This is a genomic window from bacterium (genome assembly GCA_023230585.1).
Taxonomy (GTDB): Bacteria; Ratteibacteria; UBA8468; order B48-G9; family JAFGKM01; genus JALNXB01.
In genome coordinates this window covers 16,519-31,956 of record JALNXB010000021.1, presented here as the reverse complement: position 1 = coordinate 31,956, position 15,438 = coordinate 16,519, and the positions used below count along the sequence as shown (strand labels likewise).

Here is a 15,438-nt window from a genome sequence, read left to right as displayed (position 1 = left end):
TAGGATAAGTTCTTGTCTTTGGCGTAACTTCTCTTCCTTTATACGTTTTTCCTCATCAAGGCGGGACTCTTTTTGACGCTGGATTTCTTCTCTCTGCTTACGGGTTTCATCCAGTTTTGCCTGCTTGGCTTCTTTCTCTTTTAGGGTAAGTTCTTGTCTCTGACGTAACTCTTCTTCTTTTGCTCGTCTTTTCTCAGCAAGAAGTGCTTCTTTCTGTTTACGAACTTGATCCAGTTTTGCTTGCTTGGCTTCTTTCTCTTTTAGAATATTCTCTTGTCTTTGGCGTAACTTCTCTTCCTTTATACGTTTTTCCTCAACAAGGCGCGCCTCTTTTTTCTTATCAAGACCTGCTTGTTTAGTCTGTTTTTGTTGCAACTTCTTATCTGCTATAAGCGCTGCCTTTTCAAGAAACTTCTCTTGTTGAATAAGTTTCCTATTTTTTTGAACAGAAGCAATAAAACCAATAAGTTTAGTCTTATTATCTTGTCTTTGGTTTAGTTTCTCTTCTTTTATACGTTTTTCTTCTATAAGGCGGGACTTTTTTTGACGTTGGACATCTTCTTTCTGTCTACGGATTTCATCCAGTTTTGCCTGTTTGGCTTCTTTCTCTTTTAGAATACTCTCTTGTCTCTGACGTAGTTTCTCTTCTTTTATACGTTTTTCCTCGGCAAGGCGCGCTTCTTTTTGACGTTGGACATCTTCTTTCTGTCTACGGATTTCATCCAGTTTTGCCTGTTTAGCTTCTTTCTCTTTTAGAATATTCTCTTGTCTCTGGCGTAGTTTCTCTTCTTTTATACGTTTTTCCTCGGCAAGGCGCGCTTCTTTTTGACGTTGGGCTTCTTCTTTCTGTTTACGGATTTCATCCAACTTTGCCTGTTTAGCTTCTTTCTCTTTTAGAATATTCTCTTGTCTCTGACGTAGTTTCTCTTCTTTTATATGTTTTTCCTCGACAAGACGCGCTTCTTTTTGACGTTGGGCTTCTTCTTTCTGTTTACGGATTTCATCCAACTTTGCCTGCTTGGCTTCTTTCTTTTTTTTCAGTCGTGAAGATACTAATCTCTCCTTCTCAACAGCAGACTGTTCAGATTTCACCTTTTGTCGAGAAGTCTTTTTCTCCACCTTTGAAACGTTTTCATTTGTACCACCATTAAGAAAAACCTTATTTTTAAGTTTATCTTTGTCTTTACTCAGTGAAAACGAACGAACTGCTTTCTCTTTACGCTGCTTCCTCATTTTACTATCAGCCATATAAACCTTTTGATATTCCTTTGGTGTTTCTTCTTTCTTAACGTATGGAACTTGGACACGTTTATCCACCTGTATAAGAACTTCTCTTTTTTTAGTTTCCTTACGTTGAACAATTTTTTTACTTTCAATAAATTCAAGAATCCGTCTTTTTTTCTCTATTCTTTTTAGAGTTATATCGATTCCCATTATATTTTATTAAGTGCCAATTGCACCCTCATATTTTAAAATAATAGCATTTATACCCATATTCATTCTAAAAACACCTTTTCCACTTTTTTCTATAGAAAAACTCTTTAAAGTGAAATATGAAGATGGTTGCTCAAAATATTTAAGACACCTCATTATTTCGTTACTTGTTCCGCTGACAGTTATTTTTAAAGGTAGCATATCATAAAAACTAACCTTCTGCGGAGCGCCAAAAGTTATTTCTTCAATAACAGAAACTCCTGAATCAAGAATTAAGTTAACCATATCTTTAACAACTTCAAACTGAAGGGTCCAAGTCTTAATCTGTTCTTCTGGAACTAACCCTGTCATAGGAAATCCAAGAGATTCTGGTATCCGCAACCTTCTTCGTGTAGCTTTTTTATAAAGCCGATCAGAAGAAAAGTAGAGGTACTCTTTAAACTCAATTGAAGGATAAAGAGTAAACTCGTGAGAAACAGGATACACAGTCGAAAAACGGTCCATCAACATATTTACATTTCTTTCAAATAACATCTTTTTTACAGTTAGTTCATTAATAAGTTCTTGAGAAGGAGCATTCTCCTCGTCAAGTTCGTATTTTTTGGCTTGTTCATATTTTTCTTTAATTACATTCTCGGTGGTTTTTATCTCTTGTTTTATCTTTTTATTTATAAATTGTCCAACCGCAATAATTGCAAGCACAAAGACAAATGACAAAACCAGTGAATGTTTGCTTATAAACGCTTTAATTTTATTCATTTTAAGGAAATAACAAGTGAAAAATCGAGTTTTTCTTCTTGTTGGTTTAGTTCACAATATAGGATATCTGTTTTATCAACAAATGAAAGTTCCTTAACAGCAGATACAAACGTCTTGAAATCCCCAAAAGCACTTTTAATATCTGTAACAATAACTTCTCCTTTCAGTGTGAATACTTTTTCTTCGCCAACGCTCAATTCGCCTGTTGGTGAAGCAGGTTGAACAACCTCTGGTTGGTCTTCCATTCCATGATCATCAGGTTCATCGTGTTCATGTTCCTGGGTCTGTGCAGGAGGGGGAGTACCACCAGAAGGTGCTTGTTCGGAACCAGGTGAAAGGGACGCAATATAAATTCTACTGCTTGGTAGGGAGTTTCCTATATCAAGGATTCTTTTAAGCCATATTGTTTTACTTTCAGTAATATTTTTAATTGTTTTTTGTTTCCCGTCTAAAGTTTCTATCTCACCTTTTAGGGCGTCAACTTCAGGTTTATATTTTTCATACTGTTGTAAAGACATCTCTATCTCATTAAGTAAAACCTTAAGAACAGCTTTATCTTGATTATAAAAAAATGTTGGAGTCATAGCAATAAGTCCTGCCATAATTGCTGAGATATAAATATAGGGTCTATTCTGCCTAAACTCTCTTATCCTTTCCATCTCTTCTGGAATCATATCAAGATTAATAACGGTCTGTCTATTTTTTCTAAGAGCCACCCCTGTTAAAACAGCAAATTCAATATCTTTGGATTCTAAATAAGAGTATTGAGAATTGAGTTCAAAATTGGAAAAAACTTTAAATAGGTAGGTAGGTATTCTCGATTTTTCTTGCAGAAACTCTTTCACATTTTTAAATAATGCGCTTTGCCCGCAAAGAAATATTTCTTCAACTTCAGGACCTTTCTGAGTAAAACGCCAAAAATCTATTGAATTCTGTATTTCAGTATTAAGGTTTTCCATACTTGTTGCTACAATAGGTAAACTTAATCCTTCTGCAATTTTTTTATCCTCTGCTTCAACAAAAGGTATCGTCTCTGCTTCAACAATAGCATTGGTGATAGTTTCCCCAGCAGTAGTTAAAGAACGCATAAGGATTTTTTCTTTATGGTTGATAATCAAATTAGAGGAATTAGCACCTATCTCAAGAATGGCTTGACATTTTTCGGAGTTAAACTGTTGGGAAAACCTAAAAGCGTTAAAATAAGCAAAAAGGTCGGTATCAAGGTAAGCATAATCTATCCCAAGCATAGACAAACTACTTAAGAATTCATTTATCAATTCCTTTTTTGCGGCTGCGAGCAGAATATTAAAAGATTCTCCTTCTTCGCTCAAGATTTGATATTTCCATTCTACCATCTCAAGAGGAAAAGGTATCTGTTGCTGAACTTCGTATTTTAAAATATCTCGTACTTTTTTTAATGGAACCTTTGGGATGGTTAAAGTACGTATCAATATTCCTCTTCCAGGTAGGGAAACATAAAAAGAATTGCTTGGTTGACGTTTTATAAAAGCTCTTCCTTCTGTTCTGAAAAAATCGCTCTTATCTTCAACTATACTGGGGATTTCCAATTCATCATAATATGTAACTTTAAATTTAGGTGAGGCTCTTTGAATGTCACATATTCTTATCTTTGTACTTCCCAAATCTATAGATAATATTCTCTGTTTTCCTATTTTCACTATTATCCTCAGACAAGCATTACTTTTGAAAAAGTAGGAATCTTCCCTTGCCAGTGCTTTTTCAGACCATAATACTCTTTTCAATAATTCGGGAAGTCTGTTATTCTAAATTAAATAACACCGACATTATAAATTCAAATTTTAAATTTAAACTCTTCTTATAACTGAAAACAAAGTTGCGGGGGACCGATTTGAACGGTCGGCCTCCAGGTTATGGGCCTGGCGAGCTACCACTGCTCCACCCCGCATTAAGTATATTATGATTTCATAATTCACAAACTTGTATACTATATTATCATTCAAAAGTTTCAATGTCAAGTTTTTCTATTTCTTTTTTTATTCTGTTTTCAATTGAAAGAAGTTTTCCCGATATTTTAACAAAACGTTTCTCTTCCTTCGCAAGTTTGGTTTTTATATTATACATCTCTTCGTGTAACTCTACTATATAAAAACTTAGTATATCTATCTTATCAAGATTAGGGTATTCAACCATAAGCGATTTTAAACGCTTGTTAATCTTTCTGTTAACCTCTTGTAACTCACTAGTTTTAAGACCAAGTTGTAGTTGAAGTTTTTTTCCTAATATTTCAACACTTTCTATCTTCACCTCTAAGTATCCCTTTAAACTTAGTATTAATAGTTTCTATTATTATATCTGAAAATTTTTTTATTTCAACACTTTCAAGTGTTTTATCAGGATATCTAAAGAAAACAGAAAAACTTATACTTATCTTTCCGCTTTCAATATTCTTACCCTCATAAGCATCAAAGAAATTGATTTTTTCAACAGGCATATCAAGAGCTCTAACTGTTTTTTCAATATCTTCCCAGCTTATATTTTTATTTAGTATAAAAGAAAAATCTCTACTTGAATATGGAAATTTCGGTAGAGATTTAAAACTTCTCTCAAAATTTAAAAGAGTTGATAAAGGTTCAAGATACATCTCGCATATATATATTTCTTCTTCTTTTATATCATAAATACTTTTAATATCATCTGAAGGAATAAAGAGTTTGCCTAATTCTGTATCAGGTCGATTATATGCAAAAATCGATGTACTACATCCTTCTCGAGAAAATGGGTTCGGTTTATTAAGAAAACTTATTTTTTCTATCCCACATTCTTCTAAAAACTTTTCAACCTTACCTTTCAGGACAAAAAAATCACCACTATTTACCGACACAAACAAGATTTTCAGTTCCTCTCTAAAATCATTATCTTTACTTAAATATACCTTCCCAACTTCAAAAATATTTATTCTATTAAAACCGTGATAAACATTAAACTTAATTGATTCCAAAATTTCTGGAATAAGGCTCGTCCTTAAATATCCTAAATTTGCAGACAACGGGTTTTCAACAGGAATATACAAACTATCTTTATTGAATTCTACGCTTCTTTTATCTGTAAGACCCATATTTATAAACTCTGAAAACCCAAGTTTAACAGATATATCTTTAATCTTTTCTATCTCCTCCACCTGATTAGCAGATGGAGTTGGCTCAATAACTGCTAAAGGCATTTCAGAGGGAATTTCAGAGTACTTACCATACCTTGCAATTTCTTCAATAACATCAACATCCTCTTTTATATCATTCCGGTACACAGGCGCTTTAATTATATAAGAAGTATTCTGATTTTTGCGGATAGAAAAACCTAATTTTTCAAGTGTCTTAACAATAAAATCTTCTTCCACATCTATTCCAAGAAGTTTCTCAATTCTTCTTTTATCCAAAACTACTTCTTTAGATTTTTCTTCAATACTACCAGCCTCATTAAGATTGCCAATTTTACCTCCACCGATTTTATGAATAAGATGGGTCGCCCTCAACATACCTTTAAGGGCAGTAGTTTTATCCATACCTCTCTCAAATCTAAGAGAGGCATCAGTAGCTAATCCCAATTTTTTGCTACCTTTACGAACAACGGAAGGATTAAAAATTGCACTTTCAATAAGAATGTTTTTTGTACTTTCTTTCACTTCAGATACCGAGCAACCCATAATACCTGCCACAGCAATAACCTTTACAGCATCTGCAATTACAAGAATATCCTCATTTATCTCTATTTTTTTACCATCTATAAGTTCCGATACTTCCCCTTTCCTACCCCTACGTATCTCAACATACCCTTCTATTGTATCAAGGTCAAATATGTGCAACGGCTGCCCTATCTCTGCCATAACAAAATTAGATATATCAACTGTGCTAAAGGAACTTCTGTATCCCATCTTGTTAAGAACTTCTCTTATATGTTCTGGAGAATTAACATTTTTTACGCCGTTCATAACACGGCAAGAATAGTATGGACAGTCGTTTTCACTCTCAATCTTCAAAGAAATATCAGAAGAAAAATCTTCTTCAAAACCATCATCAGGCAATTTAAGGTCACAAGAAGTAAAAGGAAGCACCTCTCTGGCTACACCAAGCAGACTTAAAAGGTATCCTCTGTTTGCAGGTGTTTCCAGTTCAAAAATAATATCTTTTTCATCAGAAGATATTACTAAAGGATTCAAGCCAAGCAAATCAAGGTACTCTATTAGAACTTCTTTTCCAATACTTCCTGACAAATACTCTGATATAGCATTATGTGAATATTTCATTTCTTTTATTCCATTTTATGTTAAATAAATTGAGTAATAAACCTCATATCATTCTGATAAAAATATCTTATATCTGTTATTCCAAATTTTATAATTGCAAGTCTCTCTATCCCCATCCCAAAAGCAAATCCTGTATATTTTTCAGGGTCATACCCAACATTTCTAAAGACCTGAGGATGTATCATTCCACAACCAAGAACTTCTATAAATCCAGAATTTTTACATACTGAACATCCTTTCCCTTTACAGACAATGCAAGACATACTTAACTCTGCACTCGGTTCAGTAAAAGGAAAATACGAAGGAGTAAACTTAACACTAATATTATCTCCAAACATCTTGTTAATAAAATATGTTAAAACACCTTTCAGATGTGAAAAATTAATATTTGTGTCAACCATAAAGCCTTCCATCTGATGAAAAACAGGGCTATGGGTAGCATCAACAGCGTCTCTTCTAAAACATTTTCCTACCGCTGCAATTCTCAAAGGAGGTGACTTTTTTTCCATCATACGTATCTGAACAGGACTTGTATGAGGCCTTAAAAGAATCTTGTCGGCTTCATTCAAATATAATGTATCCCAAGCATCTCTCGAAGGGTGACCATCTGGAATGTTTAAAGCCTCAAAATTATAATATGAAGTCTCTATCTCTGGACCTGAAACAATACCAAAACCGAGTCTTGTAAAAATCTCAGACATCTCTCTTATGGTTACGCTTATAGGGTGCAGATGACCTATCGATACAGGTTTTCCCGGAAAAGAAAGGTTTATATCACTCTTCTCTTGGTCTGATGAAGACAACCTATACTCATATTGTTCAGTCAAACTGTTTTTTAGACTGTTGAGTATAACTCCTGCCTCTTTTTTAGAAGCAATATCTAACTCAGACATATTTGAAAAAAGAGAGTTAACTACACCTTTTCTACCAAGATATTTTATTTTCCATATATCAAGAGTAGCGTTATCTTTAATATTCTCTATTTCTTTACCCGCTTCTTCTGATATTTCCTTAATCTTTTTTTTAAGTGTTATTAAATCCATACAGATTGTTTCTCCTTATATATTCAAAAACTTTATCAGGGATTAAATATTTTACTGTTTTTTCAAAATAAATGCAATCTCTTATGTATGAAGATGAAATTTCCACTAATGGCGATGAAATAAAATAGTAGTTTAACATCTCAATATCTAAAGGAGGTTTTACAGATTTTTCTACCAAATCCCTGCGAGCCACAAGAAAAACAACTTTTTTTGCTAACAACTCGTATTTGTGCCACGAAGCTAAATCAAGAAAAGAATCTTCACCAATAATAAGATATAACTGCGAATTTAAATATTGTTGCTCAAGTTGTAACACTGTTTCATAGGTATAAGAAATTCTCTTCTTATCAAGTTCTATAGTTGACACTTCAAAAAAAGGGTTATTTTTTACTGCAGTTTTAACCATCTCATATCTCTGCTCAGCCGAAGCAAAAAAAGTTTTTTTGTGTGGAGGGTTACCAGCAGGTATAAAAACTACTTTTTCCAGACTAAACTCGTCTCGAGCTTTTTCAGCTATAATAAGATGCCCGTTATGAATAGGGTCAAACGTTCCTCCTATTATTCCTATCCTATTGCCTAAGTTGTCCATAACCGTAAATTAAGTATTTATAAGAAGTAAGTTCTTCAAGGCCCATAGGACCTCTTGCGTGTATTTTATCGGTACTTATTCCTATTTCAGCCCCAAGCCCAAACTCGCCTCCATCGGTAAATCTTGTTGAAGCGTTATGAAAAACAGCAGAAGCGTCAACCTCTTTTAAAAACTTTGTAGCATTTAAGTTGCAACTTGTAACAATAGCTTCAGAATGAGAGGTTCCATACCTATTTATATGTTCTATTGCATCTTCTATTGAATCAACAATTTTTATAGAAATTTTCATTGAAAGATACTCTTCTTCCCAATCTTTATCAGTAGCTTCTTTTATACCTGAAACAATCTTTAGTGTCTTTTTACAACCCTTAACCTCTACTTTCTCCTTCATAAAAATTTCCATTATTGCCGGAATAAACGATTTAGATACATCTTTGTGAACAAGCAACGTCTCTGTTGCATTACAAGTAGAAGGTCTCTGAATCTTTGCGTTAACTGCAACCTTTAAAGCCATATCAATATCAGCATACTTATCAATGTATGTATGACACACACCTTTGTAGTGTTTTATAACAGGGATTCTGCTATGTTGAACAACTGTTTCTATTAGAGATTCACCGCCTCTCGGAATAATCAAATCAATATATTCTGATAAAGAAAGTAGATACCTCACAGATTTTCTTCCGCCAACAGAAACTAAATTCACCATATCAGCAGGTAATCCTACCTCCACTAAACTTTCTTTTAAAATTTCAACCAGTATGCTATTGGAATACTTTGCCTCTTTGCCGCCTCTTAAAACAACACAGTTTCCTGCCTTAATACAAAGTATACTTGCTTCAATAGTAACGTCTGGCCTTGATTCATAAATTATTCCTATAACACCTATTGGCACCCTAACCCGCTCTATGTGTAGTCCGTTTGGTCTATCTGTTTCCCAAATCTTAACGCCAACAGGGTCAGGAAGATTTGTAACAACACCAATAGCTTCAAGCATCTTATCAACTCTTTTATTGGTTAAAGCCAATCTATCTATAAAAGGTTCAGGGAGGTTAGATTCTCTGGCTTTATTAACATCTCTACTATTAGAGCGTAAGATACTATCTCTATATTTTTCTATATTTTCGTACAGTTTCAAAAGAAAATTGTTTTTCTGTTCAGTTGTAAAACCTAATGATTTTAATGAAACATTCTTCATCTTTTCAGCCTGCTCAGATATTTTAGTTTTCCAGTCCATATTATTTTTGTTCAAGTAGTTTTGGGAAAAAAAGAGTCCCAATTATCTCTCCATCAAACGCTTTTGTTATACTCCACATTTTTTTACCATTCAAGATGATACAAAAAACACCTCTATCTGTTGCATACTTAACTGCTGCCAGTTTACTCTTTATTCCTCCAGTACCTTGCTTTGACACAGCCCCTTCTTCTATACTCAAAATCTCTTTAAAATCTTTGACCTCTTTTATGACCTTACTATTCTTATTTTTTTTGGGATCGTTTTTACTTAAACCATCTACCCCTGTCAAAAAAATAAGCATATCAGCTTCTATAAGTTCAGCCACAAGAGATGATAGGGTATCATTATCGCCAAATTTAATCTCATCTACTGCTATACTATCGTTCTCATTAATTATTGGGATAACACCGAGTTTTAAAAGAGTAGAAAAGGTTCTCATTGCAATCTTTTTTCGCTCATTAGACACAAAAACATCTCTGGTCAAAAGTATCTGACCAACATTAAAACCTTCTTCTTTAAAAAGTCTTTCATAAACACGCATAAGCCTACTCTGCCCTATACTTGCAGCAGCCTGCAACCTGTTTATGCTTTTAGGTCTTTCATGCCAACCCAAAACCTGCATTCCTGCACCAATGGCCCCAGAGGTAACAATAATAACTTCAACCCCATTTTTTTTAATCTGGCAAACCTGTTCAACAATATGTTCTATCACAGAAACATCTAACCTATTATTATCAGAAGTCAATACCTGAGTTCCTATCTTTATAACAATCCTTCTGTTATTCTCAAAAATTTCATTCCTTTTCATCTACTCTTTCCCTTACCATTTTTAGTTGACTTAAATTAAACCTTAGTTTATCAAAAGAATCATTAAGCAAAAGTTCCTTAATCTCTTGTAATGCTTTCTCATACTCCTCTATCCAATAAATCATATTTTTTTTATTTGTAAGAAAAATATTAGCCCAGAGGTCAGGATTGCTTTTCCCTATCCTTGTTGTATCAGAAAAACCTGTCCCAACACACCTGAACAACACATCTGTTTTCTGGTATTTCTCAAAAAGAGAAATCAACGAATATACCATCAAATGCGGAAAATGGCTGGTTAAACCTATCAATTTATCGTGTTCTGACGGTGAAAGAAAAAAAGTTTTAGCTCCAAGAGATTCCCAGAATCCTTCCACAACAGATATATTATTCTTATCTGTATTATCTGTCGGAGTAATAATAACATATTTCTCGTCAAAAAGGTTATCTTCAATTCCGTCCATTCCGCTCTTTTCAGAACCAGCCATAGGGTGAGAAGGAACAAAATTGTTCTCTTTTCCAAGAATATTTAAAGATTCCTCAACTATTTTTTCTTTAATACTTGCAACATCTGTAACAAGAACTTTAGACCCCTCTTTTTTTATTTTAGTAAAATATTCTTTTACAATTTCTATTGGGGTAGCAAGGATAAGAAAATCGAGGTATTTTAACCCTTCCTCAAAATTCTGGAAATATTCATCTATTAACCCTTTCTCTTTAGCTTTTTTAAGGGTCTCCAGCCGTCTGCTGAAACCGGTAGTTTTTTCTGAAAGTTTCCTCTTTTTAATTTCAAGAGCAATAGAACTTCCAATCAAGCCAAGCCCTACAATGCCAATATTTTTAAATTTTTTCATATAAAAACTAATTTAACCGTTCTTTTTTTGTGCATCAAAAAACTTTAAAAATTCCATTGGTAAAGGAAAGAGGACAGTTGTATTCTTCTCTGCTGCAATTTCAGAGGCTGTCTGCAAATACCTTAATTGGATTGCTATAGGTATCTCATCAAGTATCTTTGCGGCGTCCCTCAATTTTTCGGAAGCCTGATATTCTCCTTCAGCGTTGATAATTCTTGCTCTTCTATCTCTCTCCACCTCCGCCTGCCTTGCCATTGCTCTTTTCATAGTATCAGGCAGTTCAACTTCTTTTATTTCTACAATACTTACCTTGATTCCCCAAGGGTCGGTCTGTTGATCTATAATCTGTTGCAACTGTTGGTTAACTGTATCTCTTTCAGAGAGCATCTGGTCTAACTCAAATTGACCTGCTATCCCTCTTAAAGTAGTTTGAGCCAGTTGCATTGTAGCCATATGGTAATTTTCTACTTCAACCACAGCCTTACTTGGATCCATAACTCTAAACCAGACCACAGCATTAATCTTAATTGGAACATTATCACGAGTCATTACTTCTTGAGGCGTCACATCAAACGTTAGAGTCCTTAAACTAATTTTTACCATTCTTTCAACCATAGGAAGAAGTATAAAAAGACCAGGACCTCTTGCGCCAACCAATCTTCCTAATCTAAATACAACTCCTCTTTCATACTCATTTACAACCTTTATTGCATTAAACAAAAATATAAATACAACAACAAGTAATACAGTTAAACCGCCTCCCATTATAACCTCCTTGTTTGGTTGAATATGCTACCCATCATTTGTGCCTTTCACTACCCTATCATCCTGAACTTGTTTCAGGATCTCTCACTTAACCCATACTGGTAATAGGCATAACATAAAAATGAGTCTTGTCCCGAGTATCTCCGAGGGATTACGACGTTGCAATCCTCATTTTTAACTTATTATTTTTTTTCAAGATATTTAATTATACTTTTTGCAGCTGTCTTGCCCATACCCATAGCGCTAATAACAGTTGCAGCACCTGTTGCAATATCTCCGCCTGCAAAAATTCCAGAAACATTTGTCTCACAGGTCCTTTCATCAACAATAATATTGCCTTTCTTGCCAATTTGAAGCTTCCTATATGTATTTGGAATTAAAGGGCTTGGGTTTTGCCCAATAGCCACTATAATAGAATCTGTTTGGATAATTTCTTCCGAACCCTCCATTGGAACAGGACGTCTTCTACCGCTCTCATCAGGTTCACCAAGCTTATTATGTATAACTCTTACACCATTCACATACCCTTCTTCATCGCCAAGAATCTCAAGAGGTTGCACAAGAAATATAAAGTTGATACCTTCTTCTTTTGCATGTTCATATTCTTCCAATCGGGCAGGCATCTCTTTTTCTGTTCTTCTATATAAAACGTTTACTTGTTCAGCCCCTAACCTCAAAGAAGCTCTTGCAGAATCCATAGCCACATTACCACCACCAATAACTGCAACCTTTTTACCCACACTAACAGGAGTATCATAGTCAGGAAAAAGATACCCTTTCATAAGGTTAACCCTTGTAAGAAACTCGTTAGCAGAATATACCCTTAAAAGGTTTTCTCCCTTTATGCCCATAAAAGAAGGTAACCCAGCACCAGAACCAATAAAAATAGCTCTATATCCCATATCAAAAATATCATCTATTGTTATTGTTCTACCAACAATAACATCATTCCTTATTTCTACTCCAAGGGTTTCAAGAAAAGATATCTCTTTATTAACAATTTTTTTAGGTAAACGAAACTCTGGTATCCCATAAACAAGTACTCCGCCCGGTGTATGGAGCGCTTCAAACACAGTTACAACTATCCCGCACCTTGCAAGTTCCGCCGCACACGTTAAACCAGCTGGACCTGAACCTACAACCGCAACCTTAGTACCAGCCGCAATAGGTCCTGAGTATGTACAAGAAAAAGAGACGTCCCCTCTATCTCCTGCAAACCTTTCAAGTTTTCCTATCGCTATTGGTTTTTCTCTTCTATTCAAAACACATAGTTTTTCACATTGAGTTTCCTGCGGGCAAACTCTACCACATATTGAAGGTAACATATTTTTTTGAAAAATAACATCTACTGCACCTTCAACATCTTTATCTTTTATTTTCTTTATAAAAGACGGAATATCTATTTCTACAGGGCATCCTTTTACGCACGGAGGATTTTTACATTGTAAACAACGAGTAGCTTCTACAACTGCTTCTTGTTGTGTATAGCCAAAAGTTACTTCTTCAAAATTCTTCACCCTTACATCTTTATCTTGCCTACTATCTTTTACTCTTTCCATACCTGTATAGCCTTTATTAAACAACTTAAATCTTAATTTTCAACCCTTTATTACTTACAACAATATTTTTTTTCCAGTTTTTATCATCTTGTGAAGGGAAATCTTTCCTATAATGGGTTCCTCTACTCTCTTTTCTCATAAGAGCGGATTTTGTAATCAAAGAAGATATTATCAACATATTTAAAGCCTCAAACCCACCTATATCAGAAAACTCTTTATGGAAAGCATAATTTTCCCAATTTTCAAACTTTTTTGTTGCAACCTTTAAAACTTCTTCTTCTCTTTCAATACCTACATTTCGCCACATTAAACTTTTAATAGATACCTTAAGATCTTCCTTATCTATAAGAATATCCGCCTTCTGTGGGAACCTATATTTTAACTCTCTCTTATCTATTTTTTGACCTATTTTCTCAATAGATTTTCTTGCAGCCCTAACTCCAAACACCAAAGCTTCAAGTAGAGAGTTACTCGCAAGCCGATTAGCCCCATGAACTCCTGTACAAGCAACCTCACCACAAGCGTAAAGGTTTTCAAGGTTAGTCTTTCCAAAAATATCGGTTCTAATACCGCCCATAAAATAATGAGCTGCCGGTCTAACTGGAACAGAGGTCTTATTCAAATCTATCCCGTAGTTTTTACAAAAAGCATATATCTGAGGAAACCTTTTTTCTAAATTATCTTTAATCTTTGACATATCAAGGTAAACACAGTTAGAACCAGTAAGTTTCATCTGGTCTATTATTGACCTTGTCACAACATCCCTCGGAGCAAGTTCTCCAGACGGATGGTAATCAAACATAAATCTTTCCCCTTTAACGTTTCTAAGAACTCCACCTTCACCTCTAACACTTTCTGATATAAGAAACCTTGGCGCTCCTGCAAGATAAAGAGTTGTTGGATGGAACTGATAAAATTCAAGGTCAGTAAGTTCTACTCCTCTCCTGTAAGCAACAGATAGCCCATCTCCTGTTATCCCAGCAGGATTTGTTGTTTCTTGGAAAATATTACCCGCCCCACCTGTTGCAAGAATAAAAGCCTTTGCTCTTAAAACAAAAACTCTTTTTTTATCTCTGTCATATATCAGAGCACCAGTTATACTCTCTTCAACAGAAAGAAAATCTATAAGAAAAAAAGAGTGTGATATATTTATATTTTTTTCTTCTTCTACTTTCTCATACAAGAAGGATGTTATTTTTTTCCCTGTAAAATCCCCTTCTATATGTAGAATCCTCCTGCAAGAATGGCCACCTTCACGAGTAAAATGGTAATCCCCTTCTTTTTTATCAAAAAAAAGCCCCTTATCAATAAGGTCTTTTATTCTATCAATACCTTCTGTCACAAGAATTTCAATAGCTTGCGAATTGGATAACCCACATCCTGTAAGAACAGTATCTTCCTTATGTTTCAACGGGGAATCTTCTTTTGCCATCGCTGAAGCAATCCCCCCTTGAGCATTATAAGAACAGGTCTCTTCAAGACCATTTTTGTAAAGAAGCAGGGTATTATAAGATTTGAGTTCAAGGCTAGCACTTAACCCTGCAATTCCTCCTCCAAAAACAACAAAATCCACCTCTTCACAAGGTAGATTAGCAGTATCAAAAGATATAAGAAATTCTGGAATCATTTTTTTAAAAGCCTTTCTATCTTTTCTTTGCAGACCTTCTTCTCTTCCTTAGTGGCATAATCTATAATTAGTTTACCGTTAAGATGGTCTATCTCGTGTTGAAAACATCTTGCTAAAATTCCGTTAGCTTCAATTATAATATCTTCACCTTTATCGTTCTGCCCTTTAACAACAACCGTTTTTGCTCGCTCAATAGAAAAAAACATTTCAGGAAAACTTAAACATCCCTCAAAATCTATCTCTTTCCCTTTCTTTTTAATAATTTCAGGGTTGATTACAGTAAAAATTCTTTTTTTCTCTGAATCTAAGGCTATAAAAATTCTTTTTGAGATACCTATTTGAGGTGCTGCAAGACCAAGCCCTTTTTCTTCTTTAAGAACTTTTTTCATCTTTTTAATTATATCCAAGATTGTTCCATCAATCTTTTTCACCTCTTCAGAGTTACTTCTAAGAACTTCCTCACCATATTTTTTTATTTTATCCAT

14 protein-coding genes and 1 tRNA gene are annotated in these 15,438 nt (G+C 34.4%); all 15 read right to left on the bottom strand.

Features of this window, described 5'->3' with window-relative positions:
* Positions 1-1,434 (bottom strand): hypothetical protein (locus tag M0P98_05160; GenBank protein MCK9266254.1); only part of this gene is annotated, 1,434 nt, incomplete at its 3' end.
* Positions 1,435-1,443: 9 nt separating this feature from the next.
* Positions 1,444-2,193 carry a hypothetical protein gene (locus tag M0P98_05155; protein ID MCK9266253.1) on the bottom strand — a complete coding sequence of 250 codons (750 nt, stop codon included), beginning with the start codon at positions 2,191-2,193 and terminating at the stop codon, positions 1,444-1,446.
* Entirely contained in the window at positions 2,190-3,872 is a 1,683-nt protein-coding gene (pilM, locus tag M0P98_05150; GenBank protein ID MCK9266252.1) for a pilus assembly protein PilM, read from the bottom strand. Before pilM ends, M0P98_05155 begins: the two co-directional genes overlap by 4 nt.
* 176 nt (positions 3,873-4,048) lie before the next feature.
* Positions 4,049-4,120 (bottom strand) — tRNA-Met (locus tag M0P98_05145).
* Positions 4,121-4,167: 47 nt separating this feature from the next.
* Positions 4,168-4,479, bottom strand: a complete 312-nt coding sequence (gene zapA, locus M0P98_05140; GenBank protein ID MCK9266251.1) for a cell division protein ZapA — start codon at positions 4,477-4,479, stop codon at positions 4,168-4,170.
* Entirely contained in the window at positions 4,460-6,475 is a 2,016-nt protein-coding gene (pheT, locus tag M0P98_05135; protein ID MCK9266250.1) for a phenylalanine--tRNA ligase subunit beta, read from the bottom strand. Before pheT ends, zapA begins: the two co-directional genes overlap by 20 nt.
* A 20-nt stretch (positions 6,476-6,495) precedes the next feature.
* The gene (gene pheS, locus M0P98_05130) at positions 6,496-7,518 is read right to left on the bottom strand and encodes a phenylalanine--tRNA ligase subunit alpha (protein MCK9266249.1); all 1,023 of its coding nucleotides are present in this window, start codon (positions 7,516-7,518) and stop codon (positions 6,496-6,498) included.
* Complete coding sequence (gene nadD, locus M0P98_05125) at positions 7,499-8,107, bottom strand: nicotinate-nucleotide adenylyltransferase (protein MCK9266248.1); 609 nt, start codon at positions 8,105-8,107, stop codon at positions 7,499-7,501. The genes pheS and nadD overlap by 20 nt, the downstream gene beginning before the upstream one ends.
* Positions 8,088-9,344: a glutamate-5-semialdehyde dehydrogenase gene (locus tag M0P98_05120; protein MCK9266247.1), complete on the bottom strand. Its 1,257-nt coding sequence runs from the start codon at positions 9,342-9,344 to the stop codon at positions 8,088-8,090. Before M0P98_05120 ends, nadD begins: the two co-directional genes overlap by 20 nt.
* Position 9,345: 1 nt before the next feature.
* Entirely contained in the window at positions 9,346-10,152 is an 807-nt protein-coding gene (gene proB, locus M0P98_05115) for a glutamate 5-kinase (protein ID MCK9266246.1), read from the bottom strand.
* Positions 10,139-11,002, bottom strand: a complete 864-nt coding sequence (locus tag M0P98_05110; GenBank protein ID MCK9266245.1) for a prephenate dehydrogenase — start codon at positions 11,000-11,002, stop codon at positions 10,139-10,141. The genes proB and M0P98_05110 overlap by 14 nt, the downstream gene beginning before the upstream one ends.
* Positions 11,003-11,014: 12 nt before the next feature.
* Positions 11,015-11,767 (bottom strand): slipin family protein, encoded by a 753-nt coding sequence (locus M0P98_05105; GenBank protein MCK9266244.1) that lies wholly within the window; start codon positions 11,765-11,767, stop codon positions 11,015-11,017.
* A 182-nt stretch (positions 11,768-11,949) separates the two neighbouring features.
* Complete coding sequence (gene gltA / locus M0P98_05100; protein MCK9266243.1) at positions 11,950-13,326, bottom strand: NADPH-dependent glutamate synthase; 1,377 nt, start codon at positions 13,324-13,326, stop codon at positions 11,950-11,952.
* A gap of 25 nt (positions 13,327-13,351) precedes the next feature.
* A complete protein-coding gene (nadB, locus tag M0P98_05095; protein ID MCK9266242.1) occupies positions 13,352-14,953 on the bottom strand; it encodes an L-aspartate oxidase in 1,602 nt (533 codons plus the stop codon).
* Complete coding sequence (gene def / locus M0P98_05090; GenBank protein ID MCK9266241.1) at positions 14,950-15,438, bottom strand: peptide deformylase; 489 nt, start codon at positions 15,436-15,438, stop codon at positions 14,950-14,952. The genes nadB and def overlap by 4 nt, the downstream gene beginning before the upstream one ends.

What these genes read in the sequence shown, in the direction of transcription:
- M0P98_05155 (MCK9266253.1), bottom strand. Translation starts at nt 2,193, where the DNA reads ATGAATAAAATTAAAGCGTTTATAAGCAAACATTCACTGGTTTTGTCA.
- pheT (MCK9266250.1), bottom strand. Translation starts at nt 6,475, where the DNA reads ATGAAATATTCACATAATGCTATATCAGAGTATTTGTCAGGAAGTATT.
- pheS (MCK9266249.1), bottom strand. Translation starts at nt 7,518, where the DNA reads ATGGATTTAATAACACTTAAAAAAAAGATTAAGGAAATATCAGAAGAA.
- nadD (MCK9266248.1), bottom strand. Translation starts at nt 8,107, where the DNA reads ATGGACAACTTAGGCAATAGGATAGGAATAATAGGAGGAACGTTTGAC.
- M0P98_05120 (MCK9266247.1), bottom strand. Translation starts at nt 9,344, where the DNA reads ATGGACTGGAAAACTAAAATATCTGAGCAGGCTGAAAAGATGAAGAAT.
- proB (MCK9266246.1), bottom strand. Translation starts at nt 10,152, where the DNA reads ATGAAAAGGAATGAAATTTTTGAGAATAACAGAAGGATTGTTATAAAG.
- M0P98_05110 (MCK9266245.1), bottom strand. Translation starts at nt 11,002, where the DNA reads ATGAAAAAATTTAAAAATATTGGCATTGTAGGGCTTGGCTTGATTGGA.
- M0P98_05105 (MCK9266244.1), bottom strand. Translation starts at nt 11,767, where the DNA reads ATGGGAGGCGGTTTAACTGTATTACTTGTTGTTGTATTTATATTTTTG.
- gltA (MCK9266243.1), bottom strand. Translation starts at nt 13,326, where the DNA reads ATGGAAAGAGTAAAAGATAGTAGGCAAGATAAAGATGTAAGGGTGAAG.
- nadB (MCK9266242.1), bottom strand. Translation starts at nt 14,953, where the DNA reads ATGATTCCAGAATTTCTTATATCTTTTGATACTGCTAATCTACCTTGT.
- def (MCK9266241.1), bottom strand. Translation starts at nt 15,438, where the DNA reads ATGGATAAAATAAAAAAATATGGTGAGGAAGTTCTTAGAAGTAACTCT.